This is a genomic window from Cupriavidus sp. 8B (assembly GCF_054589115.1).
In genome coordinates, this window is sequence record NZ_BAAILO010000125.1 from 1 (window position 1) to 15,199 (window position 15,199).

General features: G+C 61.6%; 15 protein-coding genes and 2 pseudogenes. 3 read left to right on the forward strand and 14 right to left on the reverse strand.

Going from position 1 to position 15,199, the window contains the following annotated elements:
• Nucleotides 1-80: 80 nt before the first annotated feature.
• Nucleotides 81-371, reverse strand: a pseudogene (locus ACYP5B_RS13090) (transposase); the annotation flags it as partial.
• Here ACYP5B_RS13090 and ACYP5B_RS13095 point away from each other — a divergent pair.
• Nucleotides 361-709 (forward strand): annotated as a pseudogene (locus ACYP5B_RS13095) (hypothetical protein). The pseudogenes ACYP5B_RS13090 and ACYP5B_RS13095 overlap by 11 nt on opposite strands.
• A gap of 415 nt (nt 710-1,124) precedes the next feature.
• Here the strand turns inward: ACYP5B_RS13095 and ACYP5B_RS13100 are convergent.
• Genes ACYP5B_RS13100 through ACYP5B_RS13120 form a run of 5 tightly spaced genes read right to left on the reverse strand, consistent with a single transcriptional unit; the run spans nt 1,125 to nt 5,865 of the window.
• Entirely contained in the window at nt 1,125-1,940 is an 816-nt protein-coding gene (locus ACYP5B_RS13100; protein ID WP_459569915.1) for an ABC transporter ATP-binding protein, read from the reverse strand.
• Nucleotides 1,937-2,683, reverse strand: a complete 747-nt coding sequence (locus ACYP5B_RS13105; protein ID WP_459569916.1) for an ABC transporter ATP-binding protein — start codon at nt 2,681-2,683, stop codon at nt 1,937-1,939. Before ACYP5B_RS13105 ends, ACYP5B_RS13100 begins: the two co-directional genes overlap by 4 nt.
• Nucleotides 2,680-3,654 carry a branched-chain amino acid ABC transporter permease gene (locus ACYP5B_RS13110; protein WP_459569917.1) on the reverse strand — a complete coding sequence of 325 codons (975 nt, stop codon included), beginning with the start codon at nt 3,652-3,654 and terminating at the stop codon, nt 2,680-2,682. The genes ACYP5B_RS13105 and ACYP5B_RS13110 overlap by 4 nt, the downstream gene beginning before the upstream one ends.
• Nucleotides 3,651-4,550 carry a branched-chain amino acid ABC transporter permease gene (locus ACYP5B_RS13115; protein ID WP_459569918.1) on the reverse strand — a complete coding sequence of 300 codons (900 nt, stop codon included), beginning with the start codon at nt 4,548-4,550 and terminating at the stop codon, nt 3,651-3,653. Before ACYP5B_RS13115 ends, ACYP5B_RS13110 begins: the two co-directional genes overlap by 4 nt.
• Before the next feature lie 37 nt (nt 4,551-4,587).
• Nucleotides 4,588-5,865 (reverse strand): amino acid ABC transporter substrate-binding protein, encoded by a 1,278-nt coding sequence (locus tag ACYP5B_RS13120; protein WP_459569919.1) that lies wholly within the window; start codon nt 5,863-5,865, stop codon nt 4,588-4,590.
• 38 nt (nt 5,866-5,903) lie between these two features.
• Between ACYP5B_RS13120 and ACYP5B_RS13125 the strand changes: the two genes are divergently transcribed.
• Nucleotides 5,904-6,122 carry a hypothetical protein gene (locus ACYP5B_RS13125; protein ID WP_459569920.1) on the forward strand — a complete coding sequence of 73 codons (219 nt, stop codon included), beginning with the start codon at nt 5,904-5,906 and terminating at the stop codon, nt 6,120-6,122.
• A 1,029-nt stretch (nt 6,123-7,151) separates the two neighbouring features.
• Here the strand turns inward: ACYP5B_RS13125 and ACYP5B_RS13130 are convergent.
• The gene (locus ACYP5B_RS13130) at nt 7,152-7,391 is read right to left on the reverse strand and encodes a DUF2789 family protein (protein ID WP_459569921.1); all 240 of its coding nucleotides are present in this window, start codon (nt 7,389-7,391) and stop codon (nt 7,152-7,154) included.
• A 341-nt stretch (nt 7,392-7,732) separates the two neighbouring features.
• Nucleotides 7,733-8,431: a hydrolase gene (locus ACYP5B_RS13135; RefSeq protein WP_459569922.1), complete on the reverse strand. Its 699-nt coding sequence runs from the start codon at nt 8,429-8,431 to the stop codon at nt 7,733-7,735.
• 587 nt (nt 8,432-9,018) lie between these two features.
• Here ACYP5B_RS13135 and ACYP5B_RS13140 point away from each other — a divergent pair.
• Nucleotides 9,019-9,726, forward strand: coding sequence for a response regulator transcription factor (locus ACYP5B_RS13140; RefSeq protein WP_459570005.1), 708 nt, complete (start codon nt 9,019-9,021; stop codon nt 9,724-9,726).
• Between the two features lie 72 nt (nt 9,727-9,798).
• Here ACYP5B_RS13140 and ACYP5B_RS13145 read toward each other — a convergent pair whose 3' ends face one another.
• From ACYP5B_RS13145 to ACYP5B_RS13170, 6 genes are all read right to left on the reverse strand, one after another.
• Complete coding sequence (locus ACYP5B_RS13145) at nt 9,799-10,191, reverse strand: response regulator transcription factor (protein ID WP_400099585.1); 393 nt, start codon at nt 10,189-10,191, stop codon at nt 9,799-9,801.
• Nucleotides 10,192-10,907: 716 nt separating this feature from the next.
• Nucleotides 10,908-11,636, reverse strand: a complete 729-nt coding sequence (locus ACYP5B_RS13150; protein ID WP_459569923.1) for a YoaK family protein — start codon at nt 11,634-11,636, stop codon at nt 10,908-10,910.
• A gap of 33 nt (nt 11,637-11,669) precedes the next feature.
• Nucleotides 11,670-12,818 (reverse strand): porin, encoded by a 1,149-nt coding sequence (locus ACYP5B_RS13155; RefSeq protein WP_459569924.1) that lies wholly within the window; start codon nt 12,816-12,818, stop codon nt 11,670-11,672.
• Nucleotides 12,819-12,834: 16 nt separating this feature from the next.
• Nucleotides 12,835-13,116 carry a XapX domain-containing protein gene (locus ACYP5B_RS13160; protein ID WP_459569925.1) on the reverse strand — a complete coding sequence of 94 codons (282 nt, stop codon included), beginning with the start codon at nt 13,114-13,116 and terminating at the stop codon, nt 12,835-12,837.
• A 38-nt stretch (nt 13,117-13,154) separates the two neighbouring features.
• A complete protein-coding gene (locus tag ACYP5B_RS13165) occupies nt 13,155-14,768 on the reverse strand; it encodes an MFS transporter (protein WP_400099592.1) in 1,614 nt (537 codons plus the stop codon).
• Nucleotides 14,765-15,199: a DoxX family protein gene (locus ACYP5B_RS13170; protein ID WP_400099593.1), complete on the reverse strand. Its 435-nt coding sequence runs from the start codon at nt 15,197-15,199 to the stop codon at nt 14,765-14,767. The genes ACYP5B_RS13165 and ACYP5B_RS13170 overlap by 4 nt, the downstream gene beginning before the upstream one ends.

Consider the following 15,199-nt stretch of genomic DNA (forward strand, 5'->3'; position numbering starts at 1 on the left):
GCTTCCGGACCTTCAGAGCGACAGAAATCGCGCTATATCATGCACTTGGCAATCTCCCCGAGCCTCCGTCCACCCACACTTTTTTCTGACGAACCTAGATTCTTGACGACGTGGAACGGATGCTCGACCCGCGCCCGAATCTTGGCCTTGTTCCGCTCGACGGCGACCAGCAAGTCCTTGATTGCGCCGTCGCGCATTGCCTTAATCTTGCCGCGCTTGACAGCCACCTGCCACTTCACGGACTTGCCTTGCATCTCGTCGCGCTTCTCCACGCCCGTGTAGCCCGCATCACCAAATGCATGGTCTTCGTGGCCATGCTGCAGGGCATGCGCCGGCGATACATCCGACTCGTTCGCCGCGGTGCCCACTACGCCGGTATCACCCAGATGGAGTCGTTTCTATATCCTGGATGCGAAGAACCGGCCTGTCCAGGTGTTGGACCAGGGCGAGTGGTCGCCCTGGATGGCTGAAAACGAACTGATTTTCCGCCGCACGCCGATGAAAGACTGCGGCGTCGTGGTCAGTACCCGCTTCCGCGGGGTGTCCGAGCGAGCACCTTGGGGACACACCGCTGTTCGTGACTCGTGTTGTTGGGAAGGTGGCGGAAGAAAATGAGAGCTATGGAGCCCGCACGCTTGATGAGGCGCTGGAGCAACATGAACAGCTAGTGCAGAAACTCATTCGCGCATTGCGCGCCGCTCATCGCTAGCTAGATTGAGCCGGGATCTGAGTCCGCGCGACGGTGTTCGGAATCCATATCCGCTTGCCTCGAGGCATTCCTGCCGCCCATAGCAAAACGGCGCACGTGAGCGGTACGCCGTTGGAAAATTCCCAATCTCGTTGGAAATTCCGCATCATGAAACGGGATGCTTTCCGTAAGCATGTTCCCCGACCGTAATAAGAGCACGGCCAGCGGGAAAGGTCGCGGTGCTAGCGCTTCCACCCGGTCGGATATGTGGCGGCGCAGCAGACAGTGCGGCCGCAGGTGTAGAGATGGCAAGCTGTGGCCGCCGGCGCAACCCATAAGCCGCCGGCAGGGCAGGGCGGTGGCCCTGCGCGGCATGAGGTCCGGTGCGATGACAGAAGCCGAATCGTACGATCTGCTTCGCGCGCCGGCCCCGGCTTCAGATGCCGAGAAAGCGTCGGCCAACATCCGGATCCTGGCGAAGAGCCTCACCGCTGCCAGCCATGACGAGTTGCCCGGCCACCAGCACATAGCCTACGTCGGCGAACTCCAGTCCCTTGCGGGCATTCTGCTCGACCAGGATGATGGTCTTGCCGGCCGCATCGCGCAGTTCGGAGAGGATCTCGAACACCATGTCGATATTGCGCGGCGAGAGCCCGATCGAGGGCTCATCCACCAGCAGAACCTCAGGTTCCATCATCAGGGCGCGGGCAATCTCCAGCAGCCGGCGTTCACCGCCGGACAGCACGTTCGCGCGTTGGCTGCGGCGGTGTCCCAGCGCCGGATACCGGGTGCAGATGCGGTCCGCCGCGGCAGCGGCCTGGTGGCGGAGCGGCATTCGGTATCCGCCCATCAACAGGTTTTCCAGCACCGTCATGTCCGGAAAGATCGAGCTGTCCTGCAGCACATAGGCCATGCGCGCCGCTTCCAGTTTCTGCTGCGGTGGCAAGCTGGTAATGTCGTGGCCGTTGATGCGGATGGTGCCGGCCATGACGCGGGCTAGGCCGTAGATGGCGTGCAGCACGGTCGACTTGCCTGCGCCGTTAGGTCCGATGAGGCACAGCGAACGTCCGCGCCCGGCGCGCAGGCTGAAGCCATGCAGGATCTCCATATACCCGTAGCCAGCGACCAGATGGTCGACCTCGACCATCGGGGCGCTGCCGGCAAGTGCTTCAAGCTGTGCCAGGGTCGGCGGTGCCCGGGGCACGGCGGCCGCGATATCAGCTTCGCCAGGGGTGACAGACGGACTGATCATGGCGACACCCCAAGATAGGCCTCGATCACGCTGCGATCGGCGAGAATCCGCTCCGGCGGACCCTCGGCAAGCAGCGCGCCATTGGCCAGGCAATAGACGTAGCTGGCCAGGCCCTGGATGACCTGCATGTTGTGCTCGATCACCAGCAGCGCAATGCCGCGCTGCGCCTGGATGCGCCGAAGCAAGTCGACCATGCCGTGGATCATGACGGGGTTGATGCCCGCGGTGGGCTCGTCCAGCAACAACAGGCTCGGCTCGTTCATCAACGCCATGGCGAGTTCCAGGAGCTTCTGCTGGCCGAAGGACAGATTGCCGGCGCGGTCCGGCTCGCGCGCCTGCAGGCCCGCAAAGCGCAGGCAGTCGCGCGCGCGCGCCATCACACTTGCCGGTGGCCGGCGACAGAGCGCGGCTAGCCCTTCGTGCCCGCGCGGCACACTGACCAGCAGATTCTGCAGGCAGTTCATATTGGCAAACACGCGGGTCTGCTGGAACGTGCGCGCGATCCCGAGTCGCGCGATCTCGGCTACGCGCAGGTGCGAAATCTCCTTGCCGTCGAAAAGCACCGAGCCGTCGTCAATGGAATGGTTCCCCGCGATGGAATTGAACAGGGTCGTCTTGCCGGAGCCGTTCGGGCCGATCAGCCCGACGATCTCGCCGCGCGGTATCTGCAACGAGATGGCACGGTTGGCCACCACGCCGCCAAAGCGCTTGGTGACATTGCGCACAGCCAGCAGCGCGCTCATGACAGCAGACTCCCCGCGTCCCCATGGCCAGGCTCGCGCCTGTGCGCGGGCAGCGCACCCAGGATGCCGTCCGGGAAGAACACTACGATCAGCACGATCAGCATTCCCAGCGCGACGCGCTGCCACCCGAGCAGGTACGTCCAGAACAGCTCCTGCGTCACGTGGAACAGCACGGCCCCGATGACGGGCCCGTAGAGTGTGCCGCGGCCGCCGAGGATCGCCATGACTACCATCCACACGCCAAAGGTGGAACTGGCAAACGCGAGCTCGCGGGGATCGATAAAGCCTACGAGGTTGCCGGCCAGCGCACCGGCCATGCCGAGGAAGAAGGCGCTGACGCACCAGGCGAGGATCTTGTAGCGCGTGGTGCGCAGCCCGAGCGCCTCGGCCTTGTCTTCGTCATCGCGGATGGCGTTGAGCGCCAGCCCGAACGGGCGCGCATAAAGCCAGCGCAATAGCAGCAGCGTAGCCAGCGCGAGCGCGAGCATCGCGTAATAGAAGACCATCTGGCGCGTGCCGGGGGAGCCTGGAAACACAGGCACCACCATGCCCGACCCCGCACCGATAAACGACCATCCGGCCGCGCCGTCGGCAAAGGCGATGCCGAGTCCGAGCGTGCCGATGGCAAAGTAGTGCCCGCGCAATGCCAGTATGGCGGGGCCGAGCACCAGCGCCAGCGCCACGGCAGCCAGCGCGGCGAGGGCGACGCCCGCCGCCAGCGCCGGAAAATAGGTGAGACCAGTGTCGCGTTGGATCACCGCGCACACATAGGCGCCCACTCCAAAGAAAACGATATTGCCGAATGAGTTGTATCCCATCTGGCCGCCCATGATGTCCCAGCTCAGCGCAAACAGGACCATCAACCAGAGGAACGTCACCTGCGCGGTAATGGCGGGCACCAGCCACGGTACTTGCAACGCGCCCACGGCGACCGCAGCGATCAGCGCAAACCGGAGGGTGCCGGACTTCATTTCAGGTACCTGCGCTGCCTGCGCAATGCAAGGTTGCGGGACACCAGGATCACCACCAGCAATGCATAGAGGAAGGCGGTCTGGTACTGCGTGCCGAGCAGGAACCCGGCATAGTTCTCGGCGATACCCAGCCCACCGGCTGCAAGCAGCACCGGCAGCAGCCTGCCGAGGCCCGCGACCACCACGATCATGAATGCGCGCACGGTGTATGGGAGCCCGAGGTAGGGATGGATGAACCATGTCATCGCGACCAGCCCGCCGGCGGCGCCGCAAATGGCCGCGTTCAGCGCGAAGGTGATGGCGTAGACGCGATCGGCGTCAACGCCCAACACACGTGCGGCACGCGCATTCTGCGCGGTGGCGCGAATCGCCTGGCCCGCGCGCGAATACCGCAGGAACAGCGCCAGCGCTCCGCCGAGCAGCAGCGCGGCGGCAAAGGCGATCAGCCTGAGGCCTGCCACCGTTACCCGCCCGCCCATCAGGGCCACATTGCGCAGTCCGGATTCCAACGTGCGCACATCGGCGCCGAAGAGTTCATTGGCCAACTGCTGCATTAGGATGCTGAGGCCGAAGGTGACCAGCACGGAGACGAACAGGTCGTGCTCGATGATGCGGAATATGACCAGCCGGTAGAGACCCCATCCCACCACGAACATCACCGCTGCGGCCACGGGCACCGCCAGCAGCGCCGGCACGCCCTGCGCGGACAGCAGGATGACCGCGTATCCCCCCAGCATGACCAGTTCGCCTTGCGCCACGTTGATGATGTTCATGACGCCCCATACCAGCGCCATGCCGTAGGCCGCCAGCGCAAACACGGCGCCCGCGAGCAGGCCGTCGATGACCAGCTGCAGGTTGATTTCTGGGGAATGGAGGAGGATCGCCAAGTCGGACATCGACGCCGTACCGTCGTCATCGGGGTGCGCCGCCCGCTCACTTGCGGTGCGCCCAGTCGGGAGAGGGGAAGATCATGCGGGACGACGCCCATCTGCTTGGCGCAACCACCTTGTACTTGCCGTCCTGCACCTGGTACAGGACCATGGACTTGGCAATGTTCTTGCCGCTCTTGTCGAACCGGATCGGCCCGTAGAAGGTCATCAGGTCTGTGCGGGCCAGTGCCTCGCGAACCTTCTCCGTATCGAACGACCCCGCGCGTTCGAAGGCATCGGCAAAGGCAAGCACGGAAGCACTGGACTCAGCCGCCTGGTAGGGCGGCTCGTAGTGGTACTCCTGCTCGAACATGCGCGCATACTGCTCGGCCGATCCGAACCAGCGGTCGGTGTACGTGAGCGAGCGGTCCCACTGCGACCCGCACACGGCGAACTCGGCCTTGGCCCCGAATTTCTCGATGATCTGCGCCGAGTCGCAATGCGTCAGAGCGAGCATCGGCACATCGATCTGCATTTCAGCGACCTGGCGCACCGCCAGCACTGCGCCTTTTTCATGTCCGGACACGACGAGGATGTCAGGCTTGAGCGCGCGCACCTTGGCCAGTGTTGCCGCCATGTCATTGAGTTCCGGCGGCAGTTTGTCGTCGATCACCACGCGCATGCCAAGCCGCTTGACGTCCTCGGCCACGCCGTCGCGCACGTCTTGCGAGAAGTTGTCGTTCTCGACAGCGATTGCCACCGTCATGTCTTTCGGCGCCTTGCCGATGTTCCTGGCCTGCTCGGCTGCCAAGGTGATGGCCGAGCGAAGATAGTAGTCCGAGGTATTGAGCACCGCGAACATATAGCGATAGCTCTGCGTGAACAGGTCGCGGTCGGCGCCGTTGCCCTCGACCATCGGGATGCGATGCTTCTCGGTGATCGGCGCGATGGCCTTGGTGAGGCCGGAGCTATATGGGCCGAGCACAAACGTGATGCCATCCTGGCTGATCAGCCGTTCGGCTAGTTGGGCGCCCCGGGCTGATGTCGACTCGTCATCGTAGTAGATGACCTTCAACTGGTAAGCCTTGCCGCCGACCTTGACTCCACCCATCGCGTTGATGCGCTTGACGGCCAGCGCGTAGCCGTTCTCGGTGTTCTTGCCGTTGGTCGCATACTTGCCCGTCAGCGACACCGCCGCGCCCAGGACAACAGTGTCGCCCTCGACCTTTGCTTGCGCTGGTGGTGCCGGTGCAAGGCCGATGGCGGCCGCGGCCAGCAGCGCCGCATGGGTGCGGGGAGCGCGGGCATCCATCCGGAAATGCGATATCAATGCAGCGCTCATGTCGTACTACCTCGCTATGTGTAGCATAGGCGAGAATCATGGCCGCAGTGCAGCATGGGCAACTGCACAGACTGCCTGAATCGCATCGCCATGTGATGAAACGTACGCGCGTCGCAGGCGTGCCGCATTCGCCGCAGCGACTTGCCGAGATGACGCTCGAACCATCGGGTAGCCGGGCGAGCATCCGTGTTGAGCAATTCAACATTGCATCGGGCAGTTGCCCGATCGGTGTCTTACCTGAGTTTTCACCGACGTAGAGGTCCCCTCCCGGTAGCAAGCCGCCGGACAATCGGGCGTACCGGCATTCTATTCGTCCTGCAGTCGGGCTTTCCATGGGGAGATGCTGCCCAAGGAAGTGGGCTGTGGGTCCGGATTGAGTTGCTGCCGGCGTTTGCACGCAGAAGGCCTCACCCCTGAGCGGCCTGAAAATAATTGTAAGTACAACGATTGATCCGGCAATCGAGCTTACGATCGCACTGGGAAGGCGGTTTTGGCCGATTTACCCGGTGGCTGCTGTGGTGTCCGAGGCAGCTCAACCGGGAGCAATGGATTCCAGTCGTCGCGCGCAGGTATGCGAACGACCAGTGGATTTAAGGCGGCCCCCGGCGTATGCAAGGTGAGGTGTCAGAGCTGGCGAGCTCGCGCGAGTCTTCGGAGGCGCGTTTGTCGTCGATTTGGACGCGTCAGTTCAACGTCTTTTTCTGGCCGAACTGAGCCGTCGATCCGATTGCGAACCTATGCCTTCGTAAGGCTTGTGGCAAGGGCAGGGGAGTTACTACCTCGATTGCAGCAACGAAACGGATTGTGGCCAGGCTTGGAAGGCCGGCAGCTCATACAGGTTGTCGAGGTAGGCGCCGAATTCGGGCGCGTCCAGCGGAAGCAGGCACGAGAAGCCGGCCGGCTCATCGTCCACGCAAGAGCAACGAGTTGCTATTCAGTGCCCATCTCCTCATCTTGCCTCAATCGATGACGATGATCTTGTCCACTGATGCGGAGCGGAATGCGCAATTAGGCCGCGCTGAACAAACTCTACGAAATGGTTCGCTAATCGCTTCACCGTGCGAGGTAGGACGCGATTGGAGGGTACCTGGCTGGCCAGGACCACAGCGCGGTCGGCTAGCAAGAACTCTGGGGGCCTTGCAAGGTGCTCAGTTCTCACACTTGCTTGCTATCGAGGAAGCGTCCTGCGGCGACCGGAGCAGCGTTCGACGTCTGTACACCGGTTCCTTGCAGCCACAGGTTTGACCTACGTCGGGAAGCGGGGGGGCGTCTCGAGCAGCGCTAATTCAAGCAGGTGCGCGCAACGCAAGATTTAACGGGTCCACGGCTTGTGCCCAGTCTGCGCCCTCGTCAAATTCGTCGTGCAGCAAGGTTGCCTGGGCCGGCGTCCAGAATGGTGTTTCCCAAAGATTGATGTCTTGCGGTAGCGGCGAATGCTTCGCAACGAACGCAGGGATGTCCGTTTTGTTGGATGGCAAGCCGAGCTGGGCGAACAGGTCGGAAAGCTGGTGAAATGGGGTGTCCATGGGAAACGTCTGGGAAGCAGGGTTTTGGCGGATGAAAGTGCCGCCGTAGGACTGCGCTTTTTTACAAGAGAGCGGCGCTCGCGTTTGCGGGCTGTTCCCCCCAACTATGCATAGCCCGCGCAATCAGCGCGCAAACAGCGAGCGTGCCAGAGACAACGCCCAGTGACGAAGACGTGTGGGCGTGTGCATTAAAGCCGGTAAGGAATGCAAACGCCGCCATTTCCCACTTCATGGCGATCTTCTTATCGTGTGTCATTTTTCAGTGAGCCGTGGCGGCGTTGCAGCTGAAGGTTGTATGGCGCCGACAACTACAGGAAGCGTTCGGCGCAGACTGGGGGCGTTTAGTTCTCGATCACCGGCGCATGCACGGGCGCGATCGACTCGTGCGTGGTTGCAGTACGTTGTGCGGCCTTGTGGACCATCGTGTAGGCGTAGTCCACGCCCATGCCGTAGGCGCCCGAGTGTTCCTTGACCAGTTTCATCACCGCGTCGTAGGTGTCGCGGTGGGCCCAGTCGCGCTGCCATTCGAGCAGCACTTGCTGCCAGGTCACCGGCACCACGCCCGCCTGCACCATGCGCTGCATGGCGTAGTCGTGCGCTTCCTTGCTGGTGCCGCCGGAGGCATCGGCCACCATGTAGATCTCGTAGTCGCTGTCGTGCATCGCGGACAGCGCGAAGGTGGTATTGCAGACTTCGGTCCACAGGCCTGCCACGACGATTTTCTTGCGGCCATTAGCGGCCAGCGCGTCGCGCACCTTTTGGTCATCCCAGGAATTCATCGAAGTGCGCTCCAGCGTTTCCTTGCCGGGGAACACGTCCAGGATCTCTGGGTAGGTATAGCCGGAGAACGACTCGCTCTCTACCGTGGTGATGGTTGTTGGCACGTCGAAGATCTTGGCCGCCTTGGCCAGGCCCACGACGTTGTTCTTCATGGTCTGGCGGTCCATCGACTGCACGCCAAAGGCCATCTGAGGCTGATGGTCGATGATGATCAGTTGGCTGTTGCGCGGGGTCAGGACTTGCAGTTTAGCGTTCAACATGATTTCTCTCCAAAAAATTTGATCCAACGATTTGAGTTTTGTCTGGCAGCGATTTGCTTCGTTGCGCAGCTGCGCTGTCCATGTGCAGAACTATACCGACCGCCACATTCCAGGGAGCGGCCTATCTCTGTAATAGTTATTCAAAAGAATTGAATGTCGTTCGTTGAGGCGAGAGAGGGCTCTGTCCTAGTGGGTCCATCGCCCTTGGAAGAAGCGCCACATGAGTTCCGCGGCCTCGAGCGCCATCGGCTGGTAAGTGCGTACCTTGTTTAGGTCGCTGGGTAACCAGCCGTTTGTTGAAAATTGCCGCGCGACCGATATAGCGCGACAAATAGGGACCACTCCTTCAGGTCTTGTTCATTGGCATGGGCCGCTGCTTGGAGCCGGGCCCGACTGGTTGCCAGCCATTATCTGGCCCAAGCCGAGCACAAAATGACAATAGAGCGCACACGCGTTCAAGCCAAAGGGCTGGTGTAACACTACATTGCTGTCGGGCGCGCCGTATCTCCCCACATGGAGCCTGCGGGTGATTCGCGCCTCTGATGTCGACGTTACGTGGAGGCCCTACCGTGAATGCTGTACTACCGATGCGCGACGAATCAGCGCAGGACGACGCGATGGTCCTTGTTGTTGATGATGACTTGCAGGTGCGGAACGCGCTGGGAAGCCTATTCCGTTCAGTCGGCATTCAAGTCGTGCTGCTCGGCTCCGCGGCCGAGCTTTTTGCCTTCGGCTTCCCAGATGCGCTTTGCTGCGTAGTTCTAGATGTGCGCCTGAAGGGGCAAAGCGGCTTGGATGTGCAAGCCCGCATGGCAGAGCTCGGTATTCATATTCCCATCATCTTCATGACCGGCTATGGGGACATTCCGATGACGGTTGCTGCTATGAAGGCGGGAGCAGAACACTTTCTTTCCAAGCCGTTCCGTGAACAGGAACTGCTCGATGCCGTCACGGAGGCACTAGAAAAGGAGTGCTTGCGACGTGAGCGCATGCGCCGATTGGCTGCAGTGCGCGAATGCTTCCGTTCCCTGACACCGCGGGAGAGTGAGGTCATGGCGTATGCCGCATCAGGTTTGACAAACAAGGAGATTGCCGTCGCAATGTGCATCAGCGTGGTGACTGTCAAAGTTCATCGATGCCAGGCTATGCGAAAAATGAGGGCTCGGAGTTTCGCCGATCTGGTGCTACTTGCGCAAACTCTCGGTCTCGTGCTGCTTCCCTCTGAGTCCGAAGCTGATGAGCAGCCTGCTATCCGGCTGCAGCCTCGGCAGCTTGGAACCGCAACCCTAGCGTAGGGACGGCATCGGGCAGCGTGCAGAGGACGAAGGTCATGTAAGGACGTCTCATCGATCCACTGCACGACACACTCACGATGGAGGAGAGTCCATCTTGCGAGGACGTAATGCTTTTTCGATGCATTGGATCATGTCCGTGTCCTGGAAGGGCTTGTAAAGGACGCACGTCGCACCCAATGCCATGGCACGCTGATCAAATCCCTCATGCGCAAATGCAGTCATGAAAATGACAGGCATATCGAGATTGCGTGCGCGCAGCGCCTCTATCAAAGCGAAGCCGTCCATGCCGGGCATTTTCGCGTCTGTGATAACACAGGACAGCCAAGGCAGCGAAGTGCACCGCAGTAGCTCTTGACCGCTTCCGAACAATTGCACGCCAAGATCGAGCGAACGCAGCAACCCCCCCACGGCATTTCGGACGGCGGCATCGTCGTCAACTATTGCGATCGTGGCGCGAGCTATCACACTGACTCCTTGTATACGCGTTGAGCGCTGGCAATGCTCTGCTGGAAGAGTAACGCCAAACCGGTGCATACCCTATCATACGATGGTATTGCCGATCCCTCGGGTGCACGTTCCACGCTACGTTGCGATGAAGTCACGCTGGCCAGGAAAATCAGTCCCCCCGCGATAGTGAGCCAGCCAGCTATTCTGTCCGATTCATACCAAGGTATTACATGCATGGCTGCTTCGAAATGGCACCGCATATTCAAAAGTCCTTGTGGGTGCGGGCGACCCCGGGACCGTTTGATGATTGATGGTTGATGGCGCTATTGGGATTGTCGATACTGCAGTAGTAGGGGAGCAGCGTCGCTTCCTTAGCCTGCAGTCGGCCTGCTTGCCCGCAGTGACGCGTTATCTTGCTGAAATGCTCGAAGGCACGAGACTTTGCTTGGCTTGGTGCCGCCAGCAGTTCGATCGCAGACCGCAGGCGAGTGCCAGTCCGCGCGCACTGCGGACAGACTGTCGCCGCCTATTGCCGCGTGGGCCTAATCCGGGCAGCAACTTCTACACCGGCTATCTACGCTATCGCTTTTGAAGATAAGCTTCCCCCGACTCGATCATGCGGCCTCGTTGAGCCGGGGGAAGTTCTCAAGGCTCGATCAGCGGTGATCTTCTGCCGATTGCAAGCTATGTAGCGTAGGAAGGCGAGGGCGTCTCGAATTCACTCGTCTGCCAATTCACTTCTGAAGGCTGTTTGCGCCATTGCGCCAAGTCAATAGACTGAGCGCCGTCAGCAATACGGCTGGCAGTATGACACACCAGATCGAAAGCATCGAATAGCCAAGGGCGCCGAGAGCGGCGCCCGATGCGAAACCCGCGAGCGCCGGTACCATCTTTTTGAGCCGACCGCGTATGGCTGTGCGTTCCGCCTCAGATGCGGATGGTAAATCCACCAAGTCAATGATAATTTGCGTGGTATTTCCCGTCATGATCGTAGTGGGGCCAAGGTCTGACAAAGACGTCCTGGACAGTGAGTTCTGAATACCCATGGCCACTACGGCAAGCATGCCGGCGCCGACGGCCGCCGGCGTACCCGGATCAGAAATGGGAGAGGCGTGGAGTCCGGCAATTATGAAGAGAACCAGCGCCGCGGCCTCGGCAAATAGCAACAGCGAGGGTGCCGATTGTTTGTCCCGTACGATGCGTGACTCGGTCAGCCTGGCGGCAGCAACCGCCAAGGCAAAAGTCGGCAGCGCAAGCAGTTTGGCGAGCAGGCCCGTCGAATCACCGGCAATGTCGACGCCGATCATCACGAAGTTTCCTGTCACGTGCGCCGTAAATAGGCCGAATAGTGAAATGAAGCCGACCACGTCTACATAGCCAGCGACGAAGGCTAGGATGCAGCCGAACGCCGGTCCTGAAAGATCGGCGCGGCGGCCCGTGTCAGGAAGCTGTGTGGGTGTCAATGCGGTCTCCCACGAGGGTTGGTCAGCGGACGGTCAGAAGCTGTGCCGCATCGCAATGGCGAACGTCTGCGGGTCGGCGCCAGCCCTGATGCCGATGTTATTGATGGCGAAGTCATAGGTCGCGTTGCTGCGGTTGTTGATGCGGCTGTAGTAAGCGTATAGCGCAGTTCGCTTGGAAAGGGGATAGTCATAGCCGACAGTTACCTGAAATGCGCCGGTTTCCGAACCACTGCGGACGGATCCAATCGTTTCTGTAGCCGTGCCAGTGCCATTGCCGACAAAGGCGAAGCCGGCGCGTATGCTACCGGTGCCAAGCTGCTGTATCAGCGAGACATAGTAGCCATCGCGCGTAAGGTCTCCAGTGGCGGTGCGATAGTGCAGGCGTTCATACAGGGCACTGACGCGCGCCGACGGAAACTGGTAGGAAATTCCTACCTTGATTGCGTCGTCGTTGCGTCCGCTGGTCTGATAGTGCTGGTGGATTTCATAGGCAAGCGTCAGGCTCAGGTTGCCGTGGTCATAGGCGGTGGCAAAGGAATACAGCGCTGGATTGCGCGGCACCGTTGTCTTTTCTTCCGGCAATCCCCAGGCAATGGCGCCGCTCAAGCCGTGCCACGTCGGCGACTGGTAGTGCAATGAGTTCTTCTGCCGTCGATCAAATGAGCTGGTGTTCTGGACATTGTCGCTGGTAGACGCAGCGCCATTGCCTATCAGTGCCATGTAACCCGCAGTGGTGGGGTAATACGGGTCGTAGCTCTTGGTCGCACTTGTGTATGGTGTGTCCCAGTTGCCCATGAAGAGGGTGCCGTACGGGCTCTGAAGGCCGAGCCGGGTATCTCGCGCGGCAATTTGCCCCGTGCCGTTGTCAATCGACAGGGCACTTTCGATTTGCCAGATCGCCTTGATCCCATTGGCCAATTGTTCCTCGCCCCGCATGCCAAACACGGAGCGGTTATTCGTGAGGCGCGCCGTATTGCCTAATCTGGTGCCGTCGGTTGCGGTGGTCACTGTCACATACTCGATTGCTGTGTTCAGCCGACCATAGATCGCGACATTGTTGTCCGCCACGGCAGGTGCCGCGGCCGCGGACAAGGACGCTGCCAAGGCGACGTAAATGCGCCGGGGCACGATTGCGTTAGTACGGCTGGTAAGTGCTTCGGGCTGGTTTCGGAAACGACTCATGGCGTTACTGGTTCCCTTATTTGCTACGCGCGCGGAGGGATGCAGACGGATCAACGGTCGCGTCCGGATTGGGCGGTGTACCCGTAATCTTCGGGACGCATTCGCCGCGGAACCATGCAATGGTTACTGGCTCTCCAGCCAGCATGCGCTTGACCGGCGGCACGACCTGCTCGCCAATCAGCATGCCCAGCAGCCCGATCAAAGCAATTGCGGGCGGCGCAGGCGAGCGGACCTGTATCAATGCATAGATGATGCCGACCAGGATGCCGGCGCCAAGGGAGATGAGATAGAGCTTCATATGAGACAAGGTTGGAAAGGGGGGAAATCGGTGCGACGCTACGCCGGCGGCAGGCCCAGTCCGAGCAGGTGCCGCACCTGCGGCGGCTTGGCGCCCACGTGGAAATCTGCCACGTCGCGTTGCAGATCGGCATCGGCATTGGGCACCCGCTGGTGCTGGCGGAGGTGCTCGGCCCACGACTCGACCAGGAACCACTCGGTCAGTAGTTCGGGGTTGGCCGGATCTTCCATCACGCCCCAGTTGAACGCGCCGTCGCGCAGACGCTCTTCCGACAGCTTGTGCACCGCATGCAGGAACGCATCGCGGTTGGCGGGGGGGATGCAATATTCGATCAGGATCATCACCGGACCACGGTCGTGCGCGATCTCGCCGGCCATCTCCGGTTCGGGCCAGTGACGTGCGGGACCGAGGTCTTCTTCGCCGCGAGGCAGCCGCATGCGGTTCAGGATCAGCGCGGTAACGACCAGTCCCGCCGCGGCAATCAGCAACGCGTGCGGCGTCCCCAATGCTTGCGCCACGAAGCCCCAGAGCAGGCTGCCGCCAGCCAGCGCGCCGTTGAACACCATCTGGTACACCGCCAGCGCGCGACCACGCACCCAGTTCGGCAGGATCGCCTGCGCCGCGCCGCCGAGCGTGGTCAGCGCCATGATCCACGCGGCGCCGAGCAGCAACAGTAGCGGCAATGCCAGCCATATGGGTGGTGCGCTCGACAGCGCCGCCATGACGACCGCCGTGACGATCGCGGACAACAGCACCATGCCATCTGCATCGAGCCGCTGCTGCAGCTTGGACATCGTCAGCGCGCCAAGGATCGCGCCGGCGCCGACTGCGCCCAGCAACACACCATAGAGGCCGGCACCGCCATGCAACAGCTGACGGGCTACCAGCGGCAACAACGCCCATACGCCGCTGCCGAAGGCAAAATGCACGGCGGCGCGCGCCAATACTACGTGCAGCTTGCTGTGCGCGCGCGTGAAGCGTAAGCCTGCCCGGAAAGCGCTGAAGAAGTGCTCGCGCAGCGGATCGCTTGGTTGTTCGGGACGCTTCCACCAGATCAGCGCAGCGATGACGAACACATAGCTGAGCAGGTCTGCGCTATACGCGGCAGCCGCGCCGAATGCTGCGAGCAGTAGACCCCCGGTAGCCGGTCCAATCGCACGGGCGACGTTCACGCCCAGCGAGTTCAGTGCTACGGCCTGTCGTAGCGTGCTCGGCGGCACGAGCTCGGGCACGATCGACTGCCACGTCGGCCCCATCATCGCCGCGCCCACACCGCCGACGAACGCCAGTGCAATCAGGATTTCGATTGTCAGCGCCTGGCGCCACGCCAGCAGCATCAGCGTGCCGCTGACCATGGCCAGTCCGATCTGGATCACAATCAGGAAGCGGCGCCGGTCGAGGATGTCGGAGAGCACACCGGCCGGAATCACAAGCAGGAAGACGGGGAGCGTGGCGGCCGCCTGGATCGTGGCGACCGCTGCCGGTGAAGTGGAAAGATCGGTTGCCAGCCATGCGCTGGCCACATCGCGCATGAAGCTGCCGATGTTACCGAGGATCGTGGCCACCCACAGTACCGCGAACGTGGGCTGGGCCAGCGGGGCAAACGTGCCGCCCGATGCAGGCTTGGCCGCGGAGATGGCAGATTGCGTCATGGTTGTCTCCGCGTGCGAAGGTCATCCCACGCCACGAGCATGAACCCACCCACCAGGCCCAGATGTTCGAAGAACGCGTTAGCCATCATGAACTGCGCCTCGGGCGGTGCGCTCCAAAACCGGTTGGCCAGGAACGTGGCCATCAGCGTGAACGCCGCCAGCGCCAGTGCGCCGAGCCAACGCCAGAAGCCGGTCAGGATCATCGCCGACGCACCAAGCTCCAGCGCAATCGTCGCCCCGGCCAGCGGCACGGCAGGCGACAGGCCGAAGTGCTGCATCTCTGTCACTGCGCTGGAGAAGTCGAACAGCTTGACCAAACCGCCCTGCAGGTAGGCTGCGCACAGCAAAAGCAGGGCGATCCAGCGCAGCCAGCGAGGCAGCCGGTGGGTGTTGTTGCCGGCCGTGGTTAGCGGGGGCGTCGAGATGGTCAT

What these genes read in the sequence shown, in the direction of transcription:
- ACYP5B_RS13100 (WP_459569915.1), bottom strand. Translation starts at nt 1,940, where the DNA reads ATGATCAGTCCGTCTGTCACCCCTGGCGAAGCTGATATCGCGGCCGCC.
- ACYP5B_RS13105 (WP_459569916.1), bottom strand. Translation starts at nt 2,683, where the DNA reads ATGAGCGCGCTGCTGGCTGTGCGCAATGTCACCAAGCGCTTTGGCGGC.
- ACYP5B_RS13110 (WP_459569917.1), bottom strand. Translation starts at nt 3,654, where the DNA reads ATGAAGTCCGGCACCCTCCGGTTTGCGCTGATCGCTGCGGTCGCCGTG.
- ACYP5B_RS13115 (WP_459569918.1), bottom strand. Translation starts at nt 4,550, where the DNA reads ATGTCCGACTTGGCGATCCTCCTCCATTCCCCAGAAATCAACCTGCAG.
- ACYP5B_RS13120 (WP_459569919.1), bottom strand. Translation starts at nt 5,865, where the DNA reads ATGAGCGCTGCATTGATATCGCATTTCCGGATGGATGCCCGCGCTCCC.
- ACYP5B_RS13125 (WP_459569920.1), top strand. Translation starts at nt 5,904, where the DNA reads ATGGCCGCAGTGCAGCATGGGCAACTGCACAGACTGCCTGAATCGCAT.
- ACYP5B_RS13130 (WP_459569921.1), bottom strand. Translation starts at nt 7,391, where the DNA reads ATGGACACCCCATTTCACCAGCTTTCCGACCTGTTCGCCCAGCTCGGC.
- ACYP5B_RS13135 (WP_459569922.1), bottom strand. Translation starts at nt 8,431, where the DNA reads ATGTTGAACGCTAAACTGCAAGTCCTGACCCCGCGCAACAGCCAACTG.
- ACYP5B_RS13140 (WP_459570005.1), top strand. Translation starts at nt 9,019, where the DNA reads ATGCGCGACGAATCAGCGCAGGACGACGCGATGGTCCTTGTTGTTGAT.
- ACYP5B_RS13155 (WP_459569924.1), bottom strand. Translation starts at nt 12,818, where the DNA reads ATGAGTCGTTTCCGAAACCAGCCCGAAGCACTTACCAGCCGTACTAAC.
- ACYP5B_RS13160 (WP_459569925.1), bottom strand. Translation starts at nt 13,116, where the DNA reads ATGAAGCTCTATCTCATCTCCCTTGGCGCCGGCATCCTGGTCGGCATC.
- ACYP5B_RS13165 (WP_400099592.1), bottom strand. Translation starts at nt 14,768, where the DNA reads ATGACGCAATCTGCCATCTCCGCGGCCAAGCCTGCATCGGGCGGCACG.
- ACYP5B_RS13170 (WP_400099593.1), bottom strand. Translation starts at nt 15,199, where the DNA reads ATGACCATCTCGACGCCCCCGCTAACCACGGCCGGCAACAACACCCAC.